Origin of the sequence: Litorivicinus lipolyticus (assembly GCF_009650135.1) — a bacterium.
GTDB classification, from domain to species: domain Bacteria; phylum Pseudomonadota; class Gammaproteobacteria; order Pseudomonadales; family Litorivicinaceae; genus Litorivicinus; species Litorivicinus lipolyticus.
Map to the genome: position 1 here is coordinate 2248673 of NZ_CP045871.1, position 16740 is coordinate 2265412.

The 16740-nt window shown below is 59.5% G+C and carries 17 protein-coding genes; 7 read left to right on the forward strand and 10 right to left on the reverse strand.

The genetic code is table 11. From position 1 onward, the window contains the following. Window positions 1-18 precede the first annotated feature (18 nt). From GH975_RS11495 to speB, 5 genes are read left to right on the forward strand one after another with little or no spacing between them, the layout of a single operon-like run. A complete protein-coding gene (locus tag GH975_RS11495) occupies window positions 19-843 on the forward strand; it encodes an ABC transporter permease (protein ID WP_211365816.1) in 825 nt (274 codons plus the stop codon). Next, a complete protein-coding gene (locus GH975_RS11500; RefSeq protein WP_153714657.1) occupies window positions 840-1676 on the forward strand; it encodes an ABC transporter permease in 837 nt (278 codons plus the stop codon). The genes GH975_RS11495 and GH975_RS11500 overlap by 4 nt, the downstream gene beginning before the upstream one ends. Before the next feature lie 16 nt (window positions 1677-1692). Further along, window positions 1693-2178, forward strand: a complete 486-nt coding sequence (locus tag GH975_RS11505) for a YajQ family cyclic di-GMP-binding protein (RefSeq protein ID WP_153714658.1) — start codon at window positions 1693-1695, stop codon at window positions 2176-2178. After that, complete coding sequence (locus GH975_RS11510; protein ID WP_153714659.1) at window positions 2178-2999, forward strand: phytanoyl-CoA dioxygenase family protein; 822 nt, start codon at window positions 2178-2180, stop codon at window positions 2997-2999. The genes GH975_RS11505 and GH975_RS11510 overlap by 1 nt, the downstream gene beginning before the upstream one ends. A 13-nt stretch (window positions 3000-3012) precedes the next feature. Continuing rightward, window positions 3013-3969: an agmatinase gene (gene speB, locus GH975_RS11515; protein WP_153714660.1), complete on the forward strand. Its 957-nt coding sequence runs from the start codon at window positions 3013-3015 to the stop codon at window positions 3967-3969. Here speB and nspC read toward each other — a convergent pair. Genes nspC through speA form a run of 3 tightly spaced genes read right to left on the reverse strand, consistent with a single transcriptional unit; the run spans window position 3966 to window position 8197 of the window. Beyond that, a complete protein-coding gene (nspC, locus tag GH975_RS11520; protein ID WP_153714661.1) occupies window positions 3966-5120 on the reverse strand; it encodes a carboxynorspermidine decarboxylase in 1155 nt (384 codons plus the stop codon). The two genes, speB and nspC, sit on opposite strands and share 4 nt — an antisense overlap. Further along, the gene (locus GH975_RS11525; RefSeq protein WP_153714662.1) at window positions 5117-6313 is read right to left on the reverse strand and encodes a saccharopine dehydrogenase family protein; all 1197 of its coding nucleotides are present in this window, start codon (window positions 6311-6313) and stop codon (window positions 5117-5119) included. Before GH975_RS11525 ends, nspC begins: the two co-directional genes overlap by 4 nt. Before the next feature lie 9 nt (window positions 6314-6322). Continuing rightward, the gene (gene speA / locus GH975_RS11530) at window positions 6323-8197 is read right to left on the reverse strand and encodes a biosynthetic arginine decarboxylase (RefSeq protein ID WP_246164725.1); all 1875 of its coding nucleotides are present in this window, start codon (window positions 8195-8197) and stop codon (window positions 6323-6325) included. 116 nt (window positions 8198-8313) lie between these two features. Between speA and GH975_RS11535 the strand changes: the two genes are divergently transcribed. Together GH975_RS11535 and GH975_RS11540 are read left to right on the forward strand one after the other, a co-directional pair. Then, a complete protein-coding gene (locus GH975_RS11535) occupies window positions 8314-8919 on the forward strand; it encodes an HD domain-containing protein (RefSeq protein WP_246164726.1) in 606 nt (201 codons plus the stop codon). Next, a complete protein-coding gene (locus GH975_RS11540) occupies window positions 8919-9668 on the forward strand; it encodes a sulfite exporter TauE/SafE family protein (protein ID WP_153714664.1) in 750 nt (249 codons plus the stop codon). The genes GH975_RS11535 and GH975_RS11540 overlap by 1 nt, the downstream gene beginning before the upstream one ends. Here the strand turns inward: GH975_RS11540 and GH975_RS11545 are convergent. The 7 genes from GH975_RS11545 to hflK all read right to left on the reverse strand — a co-directional run bounded on the left by GH975_RS11545 (window position 9665) and on the right by hflK (window position 16673). Beyond that, the gene (locus tag GH975_RS11545; RefSeq protein WP_153714665.1) at window positions 9665-10144 is read right to left on the reverse strand and encodes a hypothetical protein; all 480 of its coding nucleotides are present in this window, start codon (window positions 10142-10144) and stop codon (window positions 9665-9667) included. The genes GH975_RS11540 and GH975_RS11545 overlap by 4 nt on opposite strands. 7 nt (window positions 10145-10151) lie before the next feature. After that, entirely contained in the window at window positions 10152-10781 is a 630-nt protein-coding gene (locus GH975_RS11550) for a thymidine kinase (protein WP_153714666.1), read from the reverse strand. Between the two features lie 14 nt (window positions 10782-10795). Beyond that, window positions 10796-11836: an ABC transporter ATP-binding protein gene (locus tag GH975_RS11555; protein WP_153714667.1), complete on the reverse strand. Its 1041-nt coding sequence runs from the start codon at window positions 11834-11836 to the stop codon at window positions 10796-10798. Beyond that, entirely contained in the window at window positions 11836-13380 is a 1545-nt protein-coding gene (locus tag GH975_RS11560; RefSeq protein ID WP_246164727.1) for an ABC transporter permease, read from the reverse strand. Before GH975_RS11560 ends, GH975_RS11555 begins: the two co-directional genes overlap by 1 nt. 56 nt (window positions 13381-13436) lie before the next feature. After that, complete coding sequence (locus GH975_RS11565) at window positions 13437-14444, reverse strand: extracellular solute-binding protein (protein ID WP_153714668.1); 1008 nt, start codon at window positions 14442-14444, stop codon at window positions 13437-13439. A gap of 151 nt (window positions 14445-14595) precedes the next feature. Beyond that, window positions 14596-15474, reverse strand: a complete 879-nt coding sequence (gene hflC, locus GH975_RS11570; RefSeq protein WP_153714669.1) for a protease modulator HflC — start codon at window positions 15472-15474, stop codon at window positions 14596-14598. Then, on the reverse strand, window positions 15474-16673 hold the full coding sequence (gene hflK / locus GH975_RS11575) for an FtsH protease activity modulator HflK (RefSeq protein ID WP_153714670.1): 1200 nt from the start codon (window positions 16671-16673) through the stop codon (window positions 15474-15476). Before hflK ends, hflC begins: the two co-directional genes overlap by 1 nt. Between the last annotated feature and the right edge of the window lie 67 nt (window positions 16674-16740).

Here is a 16740-nt window from a genome sequence, read left to right on the forward strand (position 1 = left end):
CTAGACGGGCTAGCCTGGTTGACTTGCTACTTAACGAACGGCAAGCACCTACTCTTTTACCAAAGCTTCGGCACGGTGTTGCTGTTGCTGTCCCTGGCCGCGCCACTGGCGCTTGGGCTGGGTTTTTTGGGCGCCCTGGCCAAACGCTCTGCGATGATTGGCGTACGCCAACTGGGCCAGGTGTATGTCGCCATGGTGCGCGGCATTCCCGACATTGTGTTCTTTTTGTTCGTGCCGCTGATGATTGACCAAGGCCTCGAAATCGTGCGCCACCTGACGCTGTGTCCCGAGGTCACCGCACCGATCTTTCAGGGCAATGATTTCGTCGTTTGCGAGGCCGCCAAAATTCCACTGTCGTCGGCCTCGCCATGGGTTCATAGCCTGTATGGATTCATCCTTGCGCTGACGGCGTTCGCGATTGTCTTTGGGGCCTTTGCGGCCAACACCTTGGATGGCGCACTGAGCTCAGTACCCCAGGCCCAACTGGAAACCGCACGCGCCTATGGCATGCGTCCGTCACAGGTGTTTTGGCGTATCCAACTGCCACAGATGTGGAGCTATGCCCTGCCAGGGCTGGCCAACCTCTGGCAAATCCTAATCAAAGCGACGCCGCTGCTGTTTTTGCTGGGTATCGAGGACATTGTGTATTGGGCGCGCGAACTGGGCGGCATGAAAGGCAACCGTTTTGACTACCCGCACCCGGATTGGCGGCTGTGGTACTTCTCGGCACTGCTGGTGTTTTATTTGGGCATGACCTGGGGCAGCGAAAAAATCTTTGCCCGCATCCAGGCCCGCCTGGCCGTCGGCCAAGCCACCCTAGCGGGTAAAGGTGCCGGCGTATGATGTGTTCACAAACGCTGGCCGACTACGGGCTGCGATCCTTGGGCTTTGGCGAACGCTTACTGCCGCGCGCGGACATTACGTTGTGCGACCAGGTCGTGCTGATCGGCAGCGGTATGCTCTGGAACGTCTATTTTGCGGTTTTTGCGTTGCTGCTGGGCTTTGGCTTTGCGACCGCGCTTGCGCTGGGTAAGGCCTCGGACAACCCATGGCTGCGTAAGCCGGCGTCCGGGTTCGTGTTCTTTTTCCGCGGCACGCCGCTGTTCATTCAGTTCTTTTTTGTCTACGAACTGTTCGTCTTGATCCCCAAAGTCGGGTTCGAGTTCAGCCTCGGCGGGCTGGAATTGAGTGTTGAAACGCGTTGGCTGACCCGGGCCTGGTTGGGGGCACTGATCGTGCTGTTTTTGAACACCTCGGCCTACACCGCCGAGATCTTTTACGGCGCGCTGCGCAGCGTACCAGCCGGCGATATCGAGGCGGCGAAAGCCTACGGCATGAATCCGCGCCAGCGTTTCCGGCGCGTGATTTGGCCGAGCATGCTGCGCCTGGCATGGCCGTCCTATACCAACGAAGCGATCTTTTTGTTCCACGCCACCACGCTGATTTTTTTCAGCGCGTTCCCGGCCTGGCGCCAGCAAGGCGATGCGCTGTATTACGCCAACTATTTTGCCGAGGCGACCTACAATCCGTTCGTGCCCTACCCGATCGCAGCGGCCTGGTTTGTGGTCTTTACGTTATTAATTATCACCGTTTTTGGCGCCGCCCAACGTCGCCTAAACCGTCATTTGCCGGACAACGCGCCGAAATTTAAACTGCGCCTTCGGCTGATTCGCTAACTTCCAAGGAGCGCCCATGCCCACCTTTGACATCGTGTCGGAAATCGACACCCACGAGCTGCAAAACGCAGTCGACCAGGCCAACAAAGAAGTCACCACACGCTTTGATTTTAAAGGCACGCAATCGAGCTTCGATTTGAAGGACGGTAACGTCTTGCTGGCCACTGAATCCGAGTTCCAGCTGGACCAGATGTACGACATGCTGACCGGCAAGATGACCAAACGCGGCATCGACATTCGCTGTTTAAATCGCGAAGACCCTGAGCTGCACCTGAAAAGTGCACGCCAGACCATCACGGTCAAACAGGGTCTGGAATCCGCCGACGCCAAAAAAATCGTCAAGCTGATTAAAGATGAAAAACTCAAAGTCCAAGCCAGCATCCAAGGCGACACCGTGCGCGTGAACGGCAAGAAACGCGACGACTTGCAGACCGCGATCGCGCTGCTCAAAGAAAAAGACCCGGTCAGCTTGCCACTGCAATACCAGAACTTCCGCGACTGATGCTGCCGTCCCCGGGGTTCCGCCACCTGCCGGCGGTATTGACTGATCACCAGCGTGCGGGGCTACAGGCCAGCATCAATCGCATGATCGAAGGCTTTGATTTGGCCGCCTCGACCGCGGTGTTCTCGACCGCGGCGGATGCGCAAACGCGTGACCGCTACTTTTTGGACAGCGCGCGCGGCGTGTCACCCTTTCTAGAGGCCGGCTGTGTCGACGCCAGTGGCGCGCTGACGCGCCCCAAGGCCGAGTGCATCAACAAAATCGGCCACGCCCTGCACGATCATGACGAGGCGTTTGCAGCCTTGGGTCGCCACCCCGCCGTGGTCGCCGCGCTGCGTCAGGTCGCGGACGAACCCTGGGCGCTGATGCAGTCGATGGTCATCATGAAACCACCGGGCATTGGCGGCGAAGTGCGTTGGCACCAGGACGGCACTTTTTTGAGCGACCAACCCGAATCGGTCATCGGCTTCTGGTTCGCCCTCGAAGACGCAACCCCCGACAACGCCTGTTTGCAGTTCAAAGTTGACGGTCACCTGGACCCGCTGAGTGAGCGCTACCGAGTCGAGCACGCCGACGGCAGCAATCGCTTTGAAGCGCTGGCGCCCTTAGCGTGGCCGGACGCCGACGGCAGTGAAACCCGGTACGCGCCGTGCAAGGCTGGCGACGCACTGATGTTTGGCGGGCGCATTGCGCATGCCAGCTCGACCAACCAGTCGAGCCGATCACGCCGTGCTATCACCTTGCACTTTCGCCGAGCGGCCACCGACTGGTGCCGCGACAACTGGTTACAGCGCGCCGCGCTGCCTGACTTCTTAGTCTAATCACGAGAAACCCATGGATAACGATTTCGCGATCACCGCTAGCAGCCTGTACGGCACCCGCAGCGAAGAAATGTTTCAGGGCATCACCAGCTTCATCCGGCGCACCTATACCCGTGATCTGACCGGCGTCGACGTCGCCGTCATGGGCGTGCCGTTCGACACCGCGACCACCAACCGCCCCGGCGCCCGCTTCGGCCCGCGCGCGATCCGCGAAGCCAGCGCTCAGCTGTGTTGGGCGCGTCCCTATGGCTGGGGCTTTGATCCGTTTAAAACCTTGGCCGTGGTCGATTACGGCGATTGCCCGTTTGACCTGGTCAAGCCGGCCGAGGTGCCCGCTGAAATCGAGGCCCATGCCCGCACCGTCGTTGAGTCTGGGACCACCTTGCTGACCTTGGGAGGCGATCACTTTGTCAGCTACCCGGTCCTCAAGGCCCACCACGGCGTGCACGGCCCGGTCGCACTGGTTCACTTTGATGCCCATTCCGACACCTGGCCGTCCGAGCCGGGCGACATCGAGCACGGCACCATGTTCTATCACGCCGCGCGCGACGGCATCGTGGTGCCGGAGCACTCGATCCAGCTTGGCATTCGCACCCACAACAGCGACCGCCGCGGTTTCGAATGGGTCGAGGGGCCGGATTTACAGCTGCGCAGCGCCGACAGCATCGCCGATCAAATTCGAGCCCGAGTCGGCGATTTACCGGTCTACATGACCTTTGACGTCGATTGCTTGGATCCAGCCTATGCGCCCGGCACCGGCACGCCCGTGATTGGCGGGCCGTCAACCGCACAGGTGCTGGCGATTTTGCGCGCGCTGAAAGGCATCAATGTGATTGGCATGGACGTGGTCGAGGTATCGCCGGCTTACGATCATGCCGAAGTGACGGCGCTGGCGGCCGCCACGATTGCCCAGCAGATGCTGTGTTTGCTGGCCTGGTACCGCGGCGCCCGCCCGGACGGCGAGGGCTAGCCGCCTAAGCGACGGGCAAAGTCGGCGTAGCCAAATTCGGCGATGGTCGTCAGCGAGTCATCGCGCGAGTCCCACAGCACCAGCGACGGCAATTCGATGCCGTTGAAGGTGTTGGTTTTAACCAGGGTGTAATGCGCCATGTCGTCAAACATCAAGCGCCGGCCCAGCGCCAACGGCTGATCGAAGCTGTAATCACCGATCACATCGCCAGCCAGGCAGGTCTGACCACCCAGGCGATAGCTGTGGGCTTTGACCCCGGCCTCGGCGGCGCCAAAAATCTCGGCCCGGTAGGGCATCTCCAAGGTGTCCGGCATGTGACAGGTCGCGCTGGTGTCCAAAATGGCTAACTCAATGCCGTTACGCGGCGTATCCAACACTTCGGCCACCAGAACGCCGGAGCGAATCGCAACCGCCTCGCCCGGCTCTAGGTATACCTGTACACTGTGGCGTTCGCTGAAGGCGCGCACACCGGCAATTAGGCCCTCGATATCGTAGCCCGGCGCGGTGATGTGGTGACCGCCGCCGAAATTGACCCACTCCATGTCCGCCAACAACGCCCCAAAGCCCGCCTCGACCGCCGCCAGCGTCCGTGCCAAGGGCGCATAGCCCTGCTCGCACAGAGTGTGAAAATGCAGGCCGGTAATGCCCGCCAAATCCGCACCGACCAGCTCCGCGGCCGGAATACCCAGGCGCGAACAAGGCGCACAGGGGTCATACAGCTCAACCGCCCCCTCGCTGTGCTCGGGGTTAATGCGGATACCCAGGGTTACGCCGGCGGCCAGCGCGCGCTCACGAAAGCGATGCAACTGGGCGACCGAGTTAAACACTAGGTGATCCGCAATCGGCAGCAGCGCATCCATGTCACTGTCCTTGAACGCGGCACTGAATACATGCACCTCGCCGCCGTAATGGCGGTGCGCCAACAACGCTTCATGCACACCCGACGAGCAGGTCCCGCACAGGTACTGGCGCGTCAATGCGCCCAGCGCCGGCACCGAAAAGGCTTTCAGCGCAGCCAGCACACGGGCGCCGGAGCGGGCCTGAACATCCGCCAATACTTGCAGGTTCGACTCGATCGCCGCCACATCAATCACGAAACTCGGTGACGGCACTCGGCTCGGGTCAAACCCGACAAACGACGCGCTGTTCACTTCAGGTTAAATTCCGGGTCTTCGATCACCGTCCAGGGCAAACCATAGCGGTTCATATCGGCCAGGAAGGCATCCGGGTCCATTTGCTCGATGTTCCAAACGCCCGGCTTCATCCAGGTGCCTTCGACCATCATTTTCGCGCCGATCATGCACGGCACGCCGGTGGTGTAGCTGATGGCTTGGGATTTGACCTCGGCGTAACACGACTCGTGGTCACAGATGTTGTATAGGTACGCCGTCTTAGGCTTGCCGTCTTTAATACCGGTCACATAGCAGCCGATGCAGGTTTTACCCCGGGTCCGCGGCCCAAGGCTGGCCGGATCCGGCAACACCGCCTGCAAAAACTGGATCGGAGTGATTTGCTGGCCATTGAAATCGATCGGTTCGATCGAGGTCATGCCGACGTTCTCCAAGCACTTCAAATGGGTCAGGTATTTTTCCGAAAAACTCATCCAGAACTGGGCACGTTTCAGCGTCGGGTAGTGCTTGGTCAGCGACTCCAGCTCTTCGTGGTACATCCGGTAGATGTCGTAGGTGCCGACGCCCTCGGGGCAGGTAAATGACTGGTTGCTGCTCATCGCAGGGGTGGTCACAAAGGCCCCATCTTCCCAGTGACGGCACTCGGCGCTGACTTCGCGGATATTGATTTCCGGGTTGAAGTTGGTCGCAAAGGGGTAGCCGTGATCGCCGCCGTTGACGTCAATAATGTCCAGCGTGTGGATCTCGTCAAAGTAGTGTTTCGCCAGGTGAGCGGTGAACACGTTGGTTGCGCCCGGATCAAAGCCGGACCCCAACAACGCCATCAGTCCGGCCTTCTCGAATTTCTCCTGGTAGGCCCACTGCCACTTGTACTCGAACTTGGCGGTATCCAGCGGCTCGTAGTTGGCCGTGTCCATGTAGTGAACACCGGCGTTCAAGCAGGCGTCCATAATGGTTAGGTCTTGGTACGGCAGTGCCACGTTAATAACCAGGTACGGCTGTTCGGCCTGCAAAAACGCGGTCAGCGCCGGCACGTCGTCGGCATCGATCTGGGCAGTTCGAATCGGGCGTTCAAGCTGTGCCGCAATCGCGTCACATTTTGCCAGCGTGCGCGAGGCCAACACCACGTCGGTAAAGACCTCCGGCAAGCTCGCAACTTTGTGGGTAACCACGCCGCCGACGCCGCCGGCACCAATGATGACTACTTTTGCCATGGAATGCTCCTAGTGCTCGTAATAGGTGTAACCGCGCAATGACTCGCGGAACTGTTCAACAATTTCACGCCGCTGTGACGGCTTGATCAGACCACTGCGGACCGCGCGTTCCGCGGTCTTGCGGAATGTCTCGGTCAAGCCGGCCGGGGTGTATTCAACGTAACTCAGAACGTCCTCGACGGTGTCGCCCTGCAACTCGCGCTCGATCTCGAAGTTACCGCCTTCATTGATCCGCACGCTGACCACATTGGTGTCGCCAAACAGGTTGTGCAAATCGCCCAGAGTCTCCTGGTAGGCGCCGACCATGAAGACACCAAACACGTAGTCCTCACCGTCCACCAGCGAGTGCACCGGCAAAGTTGAGTGGCCGCCGACGAACAAATCGATTTTGCCGTCACAGTCACAGGTCAAATCCGCCAGGATCGCCTCGCGCGTGGGTTCCTCGTTAAGGCGGTGAATCGGCACCACCGGGAACACCTGGTCCATCGCCCAGGTATCGGGCAGGGACTGGAACACGCTGAAATTAGCGTAGTAAATATCCGCCAGATCTTGGTGCAGCGCTTCCAGCTCTTTCGGGATTCGGCGCATCTGTGGCAGCAAGTGTTTGACCTGCTGCATCACGTCCAGGCACAGATTTTCGGCCAAGGCGCGCTGGCGCAGCGTAGTCGTACCCAGCTGAAACGACTCGCGCATGTCATCGCGGTAGTAGATGGCGTCGGTGAAGCTCTGGTGGGCGTTGGCGACCTCAACGTTGGCTTGGATTTCGCCTAGTTTCTGGATCGCTTCGGCGTCGTCTTCGGTGACCGTCCGGATCGGGCCGGGCTCGAAGGTCGTCACGTCCAAGGTGTTAAACAACAAAATCGACGAATCGGCGACCGTGGCGCGACCGGACTCGCTGATCAAAACCGGGTGCGGCACGCCCTCGGCCAAGGTGGCGGCCACGCTTTCGACCACGTCATAGCAGTATTCAGCCAGGGTGTAGTTGGTGTCGCCGCCTTCGTAGTTGACCGCCAGTCCACCGCCCAGGTCCAAATAGCCCATGGCCGCGCCTTCGGCGACCAATTCATTGTAGTAACGTACCGCCTCGGCGACCCCGGTGCGGATGTCACGGATGTTGGGTATTTGCGACCCCAGGTGGAAGTGCAACAAGCGCAACCATTCCAGATGCCCGGTATCACGCAGCCGGTCGACCATGTTGACGATCTGGTTCGCCGACAACCCAAACAGCGATCGGTCGCCGCTGTCTTCGCTCCAGTGGCCCTCGACCTGGGTCGACAGCTTGGCCCGAAAACCAATGCGCGGCTCGACCTGCAGCAGCTCCGCACGCTCCAAAATCAAGTCCAACTCGGCCGGGGTTTCGACCACGAAAAAGCACTCGAACCCCAGTTGCCGCGCACGCAGCCCCAGGTCGACAAACTCCGCGTCTTTATAGCCGTTACAAATAATCATGCTGCCCGGGTCGGTCAGCGTCGCCATCGCGATCATCAGCTCGGCTTTGCTGCCCGCTTCAAGGCCGTGGTTGTAGCGCGCACCAAATCGGGCGATCTCTTCAATCACCTGGGACTGCTGGTTAACCTTGATCGGGAACACGCCGCGGTAGACGTTCTGATAATCGTGGGCCTCGATCGCCGCCGCAAAGCTTTGATTAAGGTGACTGACCTGCAAGTCGATCAGGTTTTCAATCCGCAGCACCACGGGCAAATCCATGCCACGGTCTTTGATCCCCGCGAGAATGCTCATCAATGGCACCTTGGGCGCACCGGGTACGTTGGGCGGCGCCACTTCAAGCAATCCGTTGGCGTTAACCGAAAACACGCCCTTGCCCCAATCGGGCACGCTGTAAAGGGTGGACGAATCCTGTGAGCTCCAAGATTTTTTGGTCAATGCCAACTCCTTGATTGTGGGCGCGACTCGAAAGCTCGCACCCTAACGCTTTACACTACAGATTCAAGACTAAAAGTGCGTTTTAATGCACCGCAACTCGCTACAAGGCCCCGTAAATGGATTGGATGAATGGTTTGCCGACTCGCTTGGGTCAGCAATTGCAGTTTTTGGTCGAAATTGATCACCTAAAATCGGTTGTCCGCGCAACCCGCAATCTACACAACGGTGCGCTTGAAAACACCGCCGAACATTCCTGGTACGTGGCGCTGATGGGACTGATGTTGGCCGAGCACGCCAACGAACCCGTTGACGGCGCACGGGTCGCACAAATGTTGCTGATTCACGACCTGGTCGAAATCGATGCCGGCGACCACCCGCTGCACGGCGGCCACCCGCCCGCCGACCAAGCCGACAAAGAAATCGCCGCCGCCGTGCGCATTTTCGGCTTGTTGCCCGACGAACAAGGCCAGACCCTGCACGCCCTGTGGCATGAATTTGAAGCCGCCGAAAGCGCAGACGCGCGCTTTGCCAAAGCAATCGACCGCTTTCAGCCGCTGATGGCCAATATGGCCAACGGCGGCGGCAGTTGGCCGCAATATGACGTCCACCGGGCCCAACTCGAACACCGGGTGGGCGGCATTGGCCAGGGATCGGACGCACTGTGGGCGGTCGCCCAGCGCATCTTCGATGCCGGCCAAGCGCAAGGGTGGATCAAAGCCTAATGGAACTCGTACACATTGTTTTTTTGGCACTGGCTGGCTTTGCGGCGGGCGCCATTAATGCCCTTGCCGGCGGTGGCACGCTGTTTACCTTTTCGGCGTTAATGCTAACCGGATTGCCCCCCGTGGTCGCCAACACCACCAGCGCGGTGGCCGTGCTGCCCGGTCAAATCGCCGCCGGGCTGGCGTACTGGACTGACATCAAACGTTACTGGAAACAGTGGCTACCGCTGTCGGTGCTGTCGGCGATCGGCGGCCTAATTGGCGGCATTGCGCTACTCAACGGCGGCAATGAAACCTTTCGGTTCCTGGTCCCGTTTTTGGTGCTGTTGGCGACCGTATCGTTCCTATTTTCGGCCCAAATTGCCGCCTTTGGCGAACGCTTGGCGGAACAAAACAAGGGCCCCGGGTTTGCCTACGGCGTGCACAGCCTGGTCTCGGTTTACGGCGGCTACTTTGGCGCCGGAATGGGCATCATGATGTTGGCGTCGCTGCCGCTGACTGAGGGCCGCGAATACCACCGCGTCAACGCCGCCAAAAGCCTTATGGCGACCATCATGCAGGGCATTGCGGTGGTGCTGTTTTTGATCGTCGGTGACATCGACTACGCGGCCGCCGCTATTGTCGTGGCCGCCAGCATCACCGGTGGCTGGCTATCGATTCGGATCGGCAAGACCATCCCAACCCACTTCATCCGACGCTTTGTGATTGTGGTCGGTTTCAGCCTAAGTGCCTGGTATTTCGTGGCCTAAAACGCCCACCACACCAGCGCGACCAAGACCGCCGCGGCAATCGCATAGTTGCGCGGCGTCATCAGCCGATCCAACTCGTTGCCCGACAAATCGGGGGCCGCAGTCTCCAGTGCCGGATGAACCGCGGCGGGTGAGGTCGGCATCGGCGCCGCGGCGGGCGCGCTGGCCTCGTCCGCGGTGGCGTTGTTCGGCTGAATCGGTGCCGCAACGGCCAGCGACAGCCAACGCGAATCCAAGGTGTAGGTCGGCGTCGCCGGCTTGCCAATCACGTAGTTGGCGGTCACATCCGCCGCCTCGTTCGAGCAGCGCACGCTGCCCAAGTCCAGCACAATGGCGCGGACTATAGCCTCGGCGTCAGACAAAAACGTCCCGCTGACCGTGACGCCCCAGACGCCTGCTTGCTTTTTGCTAATGGGGTGCAAGACCGCACCGCTCTTGTGATTCAACGAAACATCGGTAAAAAAACCAGATTGCATATCCACCTCACAACGGTAACAAGTCGTCCTGTGCCAAGCCCTTCGCAAAGGGTTTAGCGCGACCGACATCGCGCGCCAACCAATGCGCACGACACAATGATACATACTTGTCATTGCCGCCAATTTCAACCTGGGCACCTTCATCGACCGGCTCGCCATCAGCGCCCATGCGAATAACCATGGTCGCTTTGGAGCCACACCAACAGATCGTCCGGATCTCGCGTAGGGTGTCGGCAACTGCCAACAACTCGGCACTGCCGGGGAACAATTTGCCCTGGAAATCCGTGCGCAAGCCGTAACACATGACCGGCAATTTAAGCACATCGCAGACACGCGCCAACTGCCACACCTGGACGGCGGTCAAGAATTGCGCCTCGTCGACAAACACACAGGCCAACGCATGGGTCTGGTGCAAGGCACTGACCTTTTCAAACAGATCGTCGTGGGTGTGAAAGGCGTAAGCCGAATCGTTCAGTCCGATACGCGAACCGATACGGCCGACCCCAGCACGGTCGTCAAAACTGGCCGTCAACAACAGCGTCGGCATGCCGCGTTCGCGGTAGTTATGAGATGCCTGAAGTAACAGGGTCGATTTGCCGGCGTTCATCGCCGAATATGAAAAATACAGTTTAGCCATGCGTCATTATCGCGCTATTTGGGCAGCAGCACCAAGTGCTCGACCTCCAAACGGACCCCAACATCGGCGCCAATTTCATGATCGTGATGCGACGGCGCCAAGCAGCCCAGTTCAACACCATTTTCGAAGCGCACCCGGTACACAAAGTGCGAGCCACGGAATTGTTTGCTGACCAGAGTTGCGTGCAGCGTGGCGTCGTCGTCATGAATGACATCATCCGGGCGAAACAGCAGCGACATGGTTTGGCCCGGCTCGTAACCCAGGGTTTGATCCGAGGTCAAAATGCCCAGCGGTGAATCGACCTGGGTGGTGTTGATGACCGTACAGGGCAGCACATCACCGGCGCCGACAAAGCGCGCAACGAATTCACTGCGCGGTTCGTGATACAGCCGATAAGCCGGATCGAACTGCTCGATAATGCCGTCGCGCATGACCGCGACACGGTCGGCGAAATCAAACGCCTCCTTTTGATCGTGGGTCACCATCAAGGCGGTCACCCCATCGGCCTTCAAAATCGCCCGCACCTCATTGGCCAAACGCGCACGCAGCTCGCTGTCCAATCCACTGAACGGCTCGTCCAACAGCAGCACCCGCGGCCGCGGCGCCAACGCCCGGGCCAACGCAACTCGCTGTTGTTGGCCACCGGACAGTTCGTGCGGGAAACGCGCGCCCAGACCACTCAGCCCAACCAGCGCCAGCAGATTATCCACGCGCAGGCGTTGATCGGCGCGACTCCAACGCTCGATGCCAAAGCGAATGTTGTCAAACACGCTCAGGTGCGGAAACAGTGCAACGTCCTGAAACACCAGGCCGACGCCGCGATCCTGAGCCGGCACACTGTGATGCGCATCGGCAATGCGCTCATCACCCAGCCAGATTTCCCCGCTCAAGACCTCAGTGAAGCCGGCGATGCTGCGCAGCAGGGTGCTTTTGCCGCACCCGCTGGGGCCAAGCAAACACCCAAGCTCACCCGACGCCAGCGACAAGTCGACTTGGTGAACCACGGTCTGGCCGTCATAACCCAGATTCAAACGTTTCAGCTGCAACGCTGCCATCAGTACTTCGCCTCACTTACGGAACGGTTCAAATACACCACCGGTATCAAACCGACCGCGACAATCATCAGGCTGGCCGGTGCCGCATCCAGCAAACGCTCGTCGCTGGCCAGTTCGTAGGCACGCACCGCCAGGGTGTTGAAATCAAAGGGCCGCAGTATCAAGGTCGCCGGCAACTCTTTAAGCACATCGACAAAGACCACCAGCGCCGAGGTCAGCACCGCACCGCGCATCAGCGGCACGTGAACACGGCGCACGATTTGCAGCGGTCGATAGCCCAGCAAAGTAGCCGCCTCGTCCAGGCTCGGTTTGATGCGCCCCAACCCGGACGTAATCGCGCCCAAACTAACCGCGGTAAAGCGCGCCCCATAGGCCACCAACACCGCCGCCACAGTGCCCGTCAACGGCAACCCCACGTTGACGCCCAGGTGGTCACGAAAGAACAAAAACAACCACTGGTCGGCTTGGGCCAGTGGAATCAATACGCCGACCGCAATGATGGTGCCGGGCAAGGCGTAACCGAGCCCGGCGATCTGGGTCAATCCGCGGGTCAGTCGCGACGGCGCGGTGCGCTCGGCGTACCCCAGCGCTAACGCCGAGCCCACCAACAGCAGCGCGGCCGCCGAGGCCAATCCAAATGAGCTTAGGGCATGCGGCACTAGGTCGGCCCACTGATCGCGCGCATCCGTCAGCCCCCACCACAGCAAGGTCAGGCCTGGCACCCCAAAGCCCAGCAGCGGCGGTAACGCGCACACCAGTATCGCCAGACCGGCATTGCGCCCGGTTAGCTGGACCCGGCTATGGCTGCGCCGCGAACTGCCGCTGAAATAGCGCAGTTTTCGACGCGAATATTTTTCCAGCAACACCAACAGCGCGACAAAGGCCAACAAGGTCAGTGCCAGCTGCGCGGCCGCGACCGCATCCCCCATGCCGTGGTAGGCGCGCATGATGCCGGTGGTAAAGGTCGGCACGCCAAAAAACGCCACCGTGCCGTAATCAGCCAGCGTTTCCATCAGCGCCAAGGTCAACCCGGCGACAATCGCCGGTCGCGCCATCGGCAGCGCCAACTTGATGGTCGAGCGCAGCGGTGTCAGGCCCAACGTTCGCCCCACTTCGAGCGTGGATGCACTGCGCGACAAAAACGACGCCCGTGCCAACAAATACACATAGGGGTACAGCACCAAGCTCAGCATCACCGCGGCCCCGGGCAGCGAGCGAATCGAATCGAGAGCACGCGGATCGATCCAGCGCGCCATCGGCCCAGCCGGATCCAGCAGTCCGGTGTAGGTGTACGCCAAAATGTACGCTGGAAACGCCAGTGGCAGCAGCAGCGCCAGCGACAGCGCACGCCGACCGGGAAAGTCACACAGACTGACCAAGGCTGCGCTGGGCACCCCGAACAGCACCACCCCAAGGCTGACACCGACGACCAAACCGAATGAGTTGGACAGGTATTGAGGCAGCCGAGTATCAACCAAGTGCGCCCAAACATCGGACTGACCGAACAGGCCCATACAAACGATGGTGATAATCGGTACACACACCAAAACACCGGCCGCCAAGGCGACCAGTGTTACCGGGTTTAACTGTCTAGGTGAAATTAAAGCCAACCTGCCTTGTCCATCAACTTAACTGCGGCCGGATTATTCACGCCCAGCACCTCTAATGACAAGCCGTCCGCCTTAAAGGCGCCCAAGTTACGCATGGTCTTAGACGGCAGCGCCCCGGTGACGACCGGAAATTCGTGGTTAATTTCGGCGTAGAAGGTCTGAGCCGCGTCCGACAGTAGGAAGCCTAACAGCGCTTCGGCATTGTCACGGTTCGGCGAATAGCTGGCGATCCCGGCCAACGACGCGTTGACGTGGGTACCGGCGCCGCTCTGGTCCGGCCAAATCATCCCGACCGCATCGACCACAGCTTGGTCGTCGGCCGATTCGCTGGCCGCCAAACGTCCAAAGTAGTACGTGTTGGCGACCGCAATGTCACATAGCCCGGCGGCGACTGCCTTAATCTGGTCGGTGTCACCACCGCTTGGCTTGCGCGCCATGTTGGCGACCATACCGCGCGCCCAGTCCAGTGCGGCGGCATCCCCCTGGTGTTCAATTTGAGCCGCGGTCAGCGACTGGTTGTAGATATTGCCGGATGAGCGGATGCACAGCTGGCCTTTAAACTTGGGGTCGGCAAGGTCGGCGTAGTGGCTAATTTGGCTTGGATCAAAGCGCGCTTTCGAATAGAAAATGGTGCGTGCGCGCAACGACAGCGCGACCCACTCATTGTCCGCGTCCTGGTATGGCGCCGGCACACGCGACAAGAAATCTTGATCACCCAATTTAGCCAGCACCCCGGCTTGCTTGGCGCGCTGGGCGCGGCCCGCATCCACGGTAATAAACACATCCGCGGGGCTTGCGACACCCTCGGACTTCATCCGGGTGACCAATTCATCGGCGCCGCCGGTAATCAGGCGCACATCAATGCCAGTGCTGGCTTCGAACTGTTCCAACAGCGGCAAGATCAGGGCCTCGTTACGAGCCGAATAAACGTTGACCTGACCTGCGGCCTGGGCACCCAGCGCCAGCAGCAAACTGGCAGCGACTAACGATTTCAACATAACACTCTTCCAACACGTTAATGAGAACGATTCGCAGTATAGCTAGAACAACTCTAAATGCAAACGATTCTCACTAACTTTATTTGACTTGACGCAAATTTGACCCACAAAAAAGCCGGCACACGGCCGGCTTAGTTGCGTCAACCAGGCCTTACTGATCTGGCGATGGGTTATTCAGGAAGCGGAAAAAGTCCGAATCCGGTTCCAATACCAACATGTCGTCCTTATTCGCAAACGAGGAGCGGTACGCACTCATTGAGCGATAAAACGCATAGAACTCTTTGTCTAGGTTGAATGCCTCGGCATAGATCTGGGCTGCTGATGCATCACCCTCACCGCGAGTCGCCTGGGCCGTACGGTAGGCTTCGGCTTCGATGATGGTCTTTTGACGATCCGCATCCGCTTCAATACCCTCGGCGGCCTCACGACCTTCCGAGCGCAACTCACGCGCTTCACGCTCACGCTCCGACGCCATACGGCTGTAGACGGCGTTCGACACTTCCGGCGGCAAGTCGACCGCTTTGACGCGAACGTCCAAGATCTCTATGCCCAGTTCGGTCCGTGCGATCGAGTTCAGTTCTTTGGTGATTTCTGCCATCAGCTCATCACGCTCACCGCTGACCACTTCACGCACCGTGCGCTCACCAAACTTGTTACGCAGTCCGTTGTCCGCACGCGATGACAGCAAGCGGTTCGCTTCCAACTCGTCGCCGCCGGTGGCGGTGTAGTAACGACCGGTGTCGGCCACACGCCACTTAACGTAACTGTCGACGATCAGGCCTTTCTTTTCCGCCGTCAGGTAACGCTGCGGGCGAGCATCCAAGGTCATCAGTCGCGCTTCGAAGCGCTTGACGTCGTTGACGATCGGTAATTTGAAGTGCAAGCCCGGCTCGACATCACTGTCGACGACTTCACCAAACTTCAGTAGCACCGCACGTTCACGTTCGTTGACGATGTAAACGCTGCTGCTGATGACCATCACCACGATGACCGCAACGATAGCTAATAGGTTTAAACGACCCGCACTCATTAGCGATCTCCTCGTGTAGTGGTGTCAGCCTGACGCGCTCGGATTTCCGAAATGACCTGGTCGGTCAAACTACGGATGTCACGCTGGGTCAGATCGTTGCTGGAGCCACTGATGTTGGTATTAGCACGCGAGCTCAAGGCCGCACTGCCGGCGCCGGCCTGAGCCAGGCGGTCCAGCGGCAACATCATCATGTTATTGCCACCATCTACGTCGACCAAGACCTTGGACGAATTGGCCATGACTTCTTCAACCGCCTCGATGTACAGACGCTGACGTGTGACTTCGGGGGCTGCTTCGTACTGGGCCAAAACGGCACGGAAACGATCGGCTTCACCACGTGCTCGGGCAATCACTTGCTCTTTGTACGCGTTGGCTTCTTCAAGGACACGCTGAGCACGACCTCGCGCTTCCGGGATCACACCGTTGGCGTAGGTTTCAGCTTGGTTTTTAACCCGCTGCTCGTCCTCTCGCGCCTTGATCACGTCATCAAACGCGACCTGCACCTGCTGGGGCGGCTGGGTTGACTCAAGGTTCAACTGAACCACGCGCAGACCGGACTGGTAACGATCCAGGTATTCCTGCAAGCGCACGCGGATGTCGGTACCCAAGGCCTCACGGCCTTCAGACAGAATCGGGCTTAATGCGACACTGCCGACCACATGGCGCAGTGCCGAGTCAGTCGCGTGAGTCAGGCTGACTTCAGGGTCACGCACGTTCAACAGGTATTCCTGCGGATCGCCAATGACGTACTGAACGGCCAGATTCACATCAACGATGTTTTCGTCCTGGGTCAGCATCAAGCCTTGGGTGGTGTGGGTCCGCACGCGGGTCACGTTGACGATATTGACTTCGTCAATCATCAAGGGGTTCCAACGCAAGCCCGGCGCCTTGGTTTCGTAGAACTCACCCAAGCGCAACACCACAGCGCGTTCTTGCTGATCGACTTCGTAAAGCCCCAACGAGAACCAGCCGCCCAACAGGACCACCGCGATTAGGCCAAGCACGCCACCGCCCAAGTGGAAGCTGGGCGCAGAACCGCCGTCGCTACCGCCCGAACCGCCGGACTTGCCTCCGAAAATCTTGTTTAGGCTTTCCTGCACTTTTTTCGCAACTTCATCCAGATCCGGCGGACCTTGGTTGTTGTTGCCTTTATTGCCCCACGGATCTTTATTTCCGCCGCCCGGTTCGTTCCACGCCATTGAAGGCTCCCGTGATAGTTGGTTAATACGTTCTTGCTAATGTTAATGGGACGCGCGCCGCCGCTTT

Coding starts and splice junctions, on each gene's coding strand:
- speB (WP_153714660.1), top strand. CDS start 3,013: ATGGATAACGATTTCGCGATCACCGCTAGCAGCCTGTACGGCACCCGC.
- GH975_RS11505 (WP_153714658.1), top strand. CDS start 1,693: ATGCCCACCTTTGACATCGTGTCGGAAATCGACACCCACGAGCTGCAA.
- GH975_RS11555 (WP_153714667.1), bottom strand. CDS start 11,836: ATGGCAGCGTTGCAGCTGAAACGTTTGAATCTGGGTTATGACGGCCAG.
- hflK (WP_153714670.1), bottom strand. CDS start 16,673: ATGGCGTGGAACGAACCGGGCGGCGGAAATAAAGATCCGTGGGGCAAT.
- GH975_RS11500 (WP_153714657.1), top strand. CDS start 840: ATGATGTGTTCACAAACGCTGGCCGACTACGGGCTGCGATCCTTGGGC.
- GH975_RS11540 (WP_153714664.1), top strand. CDS start 8,919: ATGGAACTCGTACACATTGTTTTTTTGGCACTGGCTGGCTTTGCGGCG.
- GH975_RS11535 (WP_246164726.1), top strand. CDS start 8,314: ATGGATTGGATGAATGGTTTGCCGACTCGCTTGGGTCAGCAATTGCAG.
- GH975_RS11545 (WP_153714665.1), bottom strand. CDS start 10,144: ATGCAATCTGGTTTTTTTACCGATGTTTCGTTGAATCACAAGAGCGGT.
- GH975_RS11525 (WP_153714662.1), bottom strand. CDS start 6,313: ATGGCAAAAGTAGTCATCATTGGTGCCGGCGGCGTCGGCGGCGTGGTT.
- hflC (WP_153714669.1), bottom strand. CDS start 15,474: ATGAGTGCGGGTCGTTTAAACCTATTAGCTATCGTTGCGGTCATCGTG.
- GH975_RS11565 (WP_153714668.1), bottom strand. CDS start 14,444: ATGTTGAAATCGTTAGTCGCTGCCAGTTTGCTGCTGGCGCTGGGTGCC.
- GH975_RS11510 (WP_153714659.1), top strand. CDS start 2,178: ATGCTGCCGTCCCCGGGGTTCCGCCACCTGCCGGCGGTATTGACTGAT.
- GH975_RS11550 (WP_153714666.1), bottom strand. CDS start 10,781: ATGGCTAAACTGTATTTTTCATATTCGGCGATGAACGCCGGCAAATCG.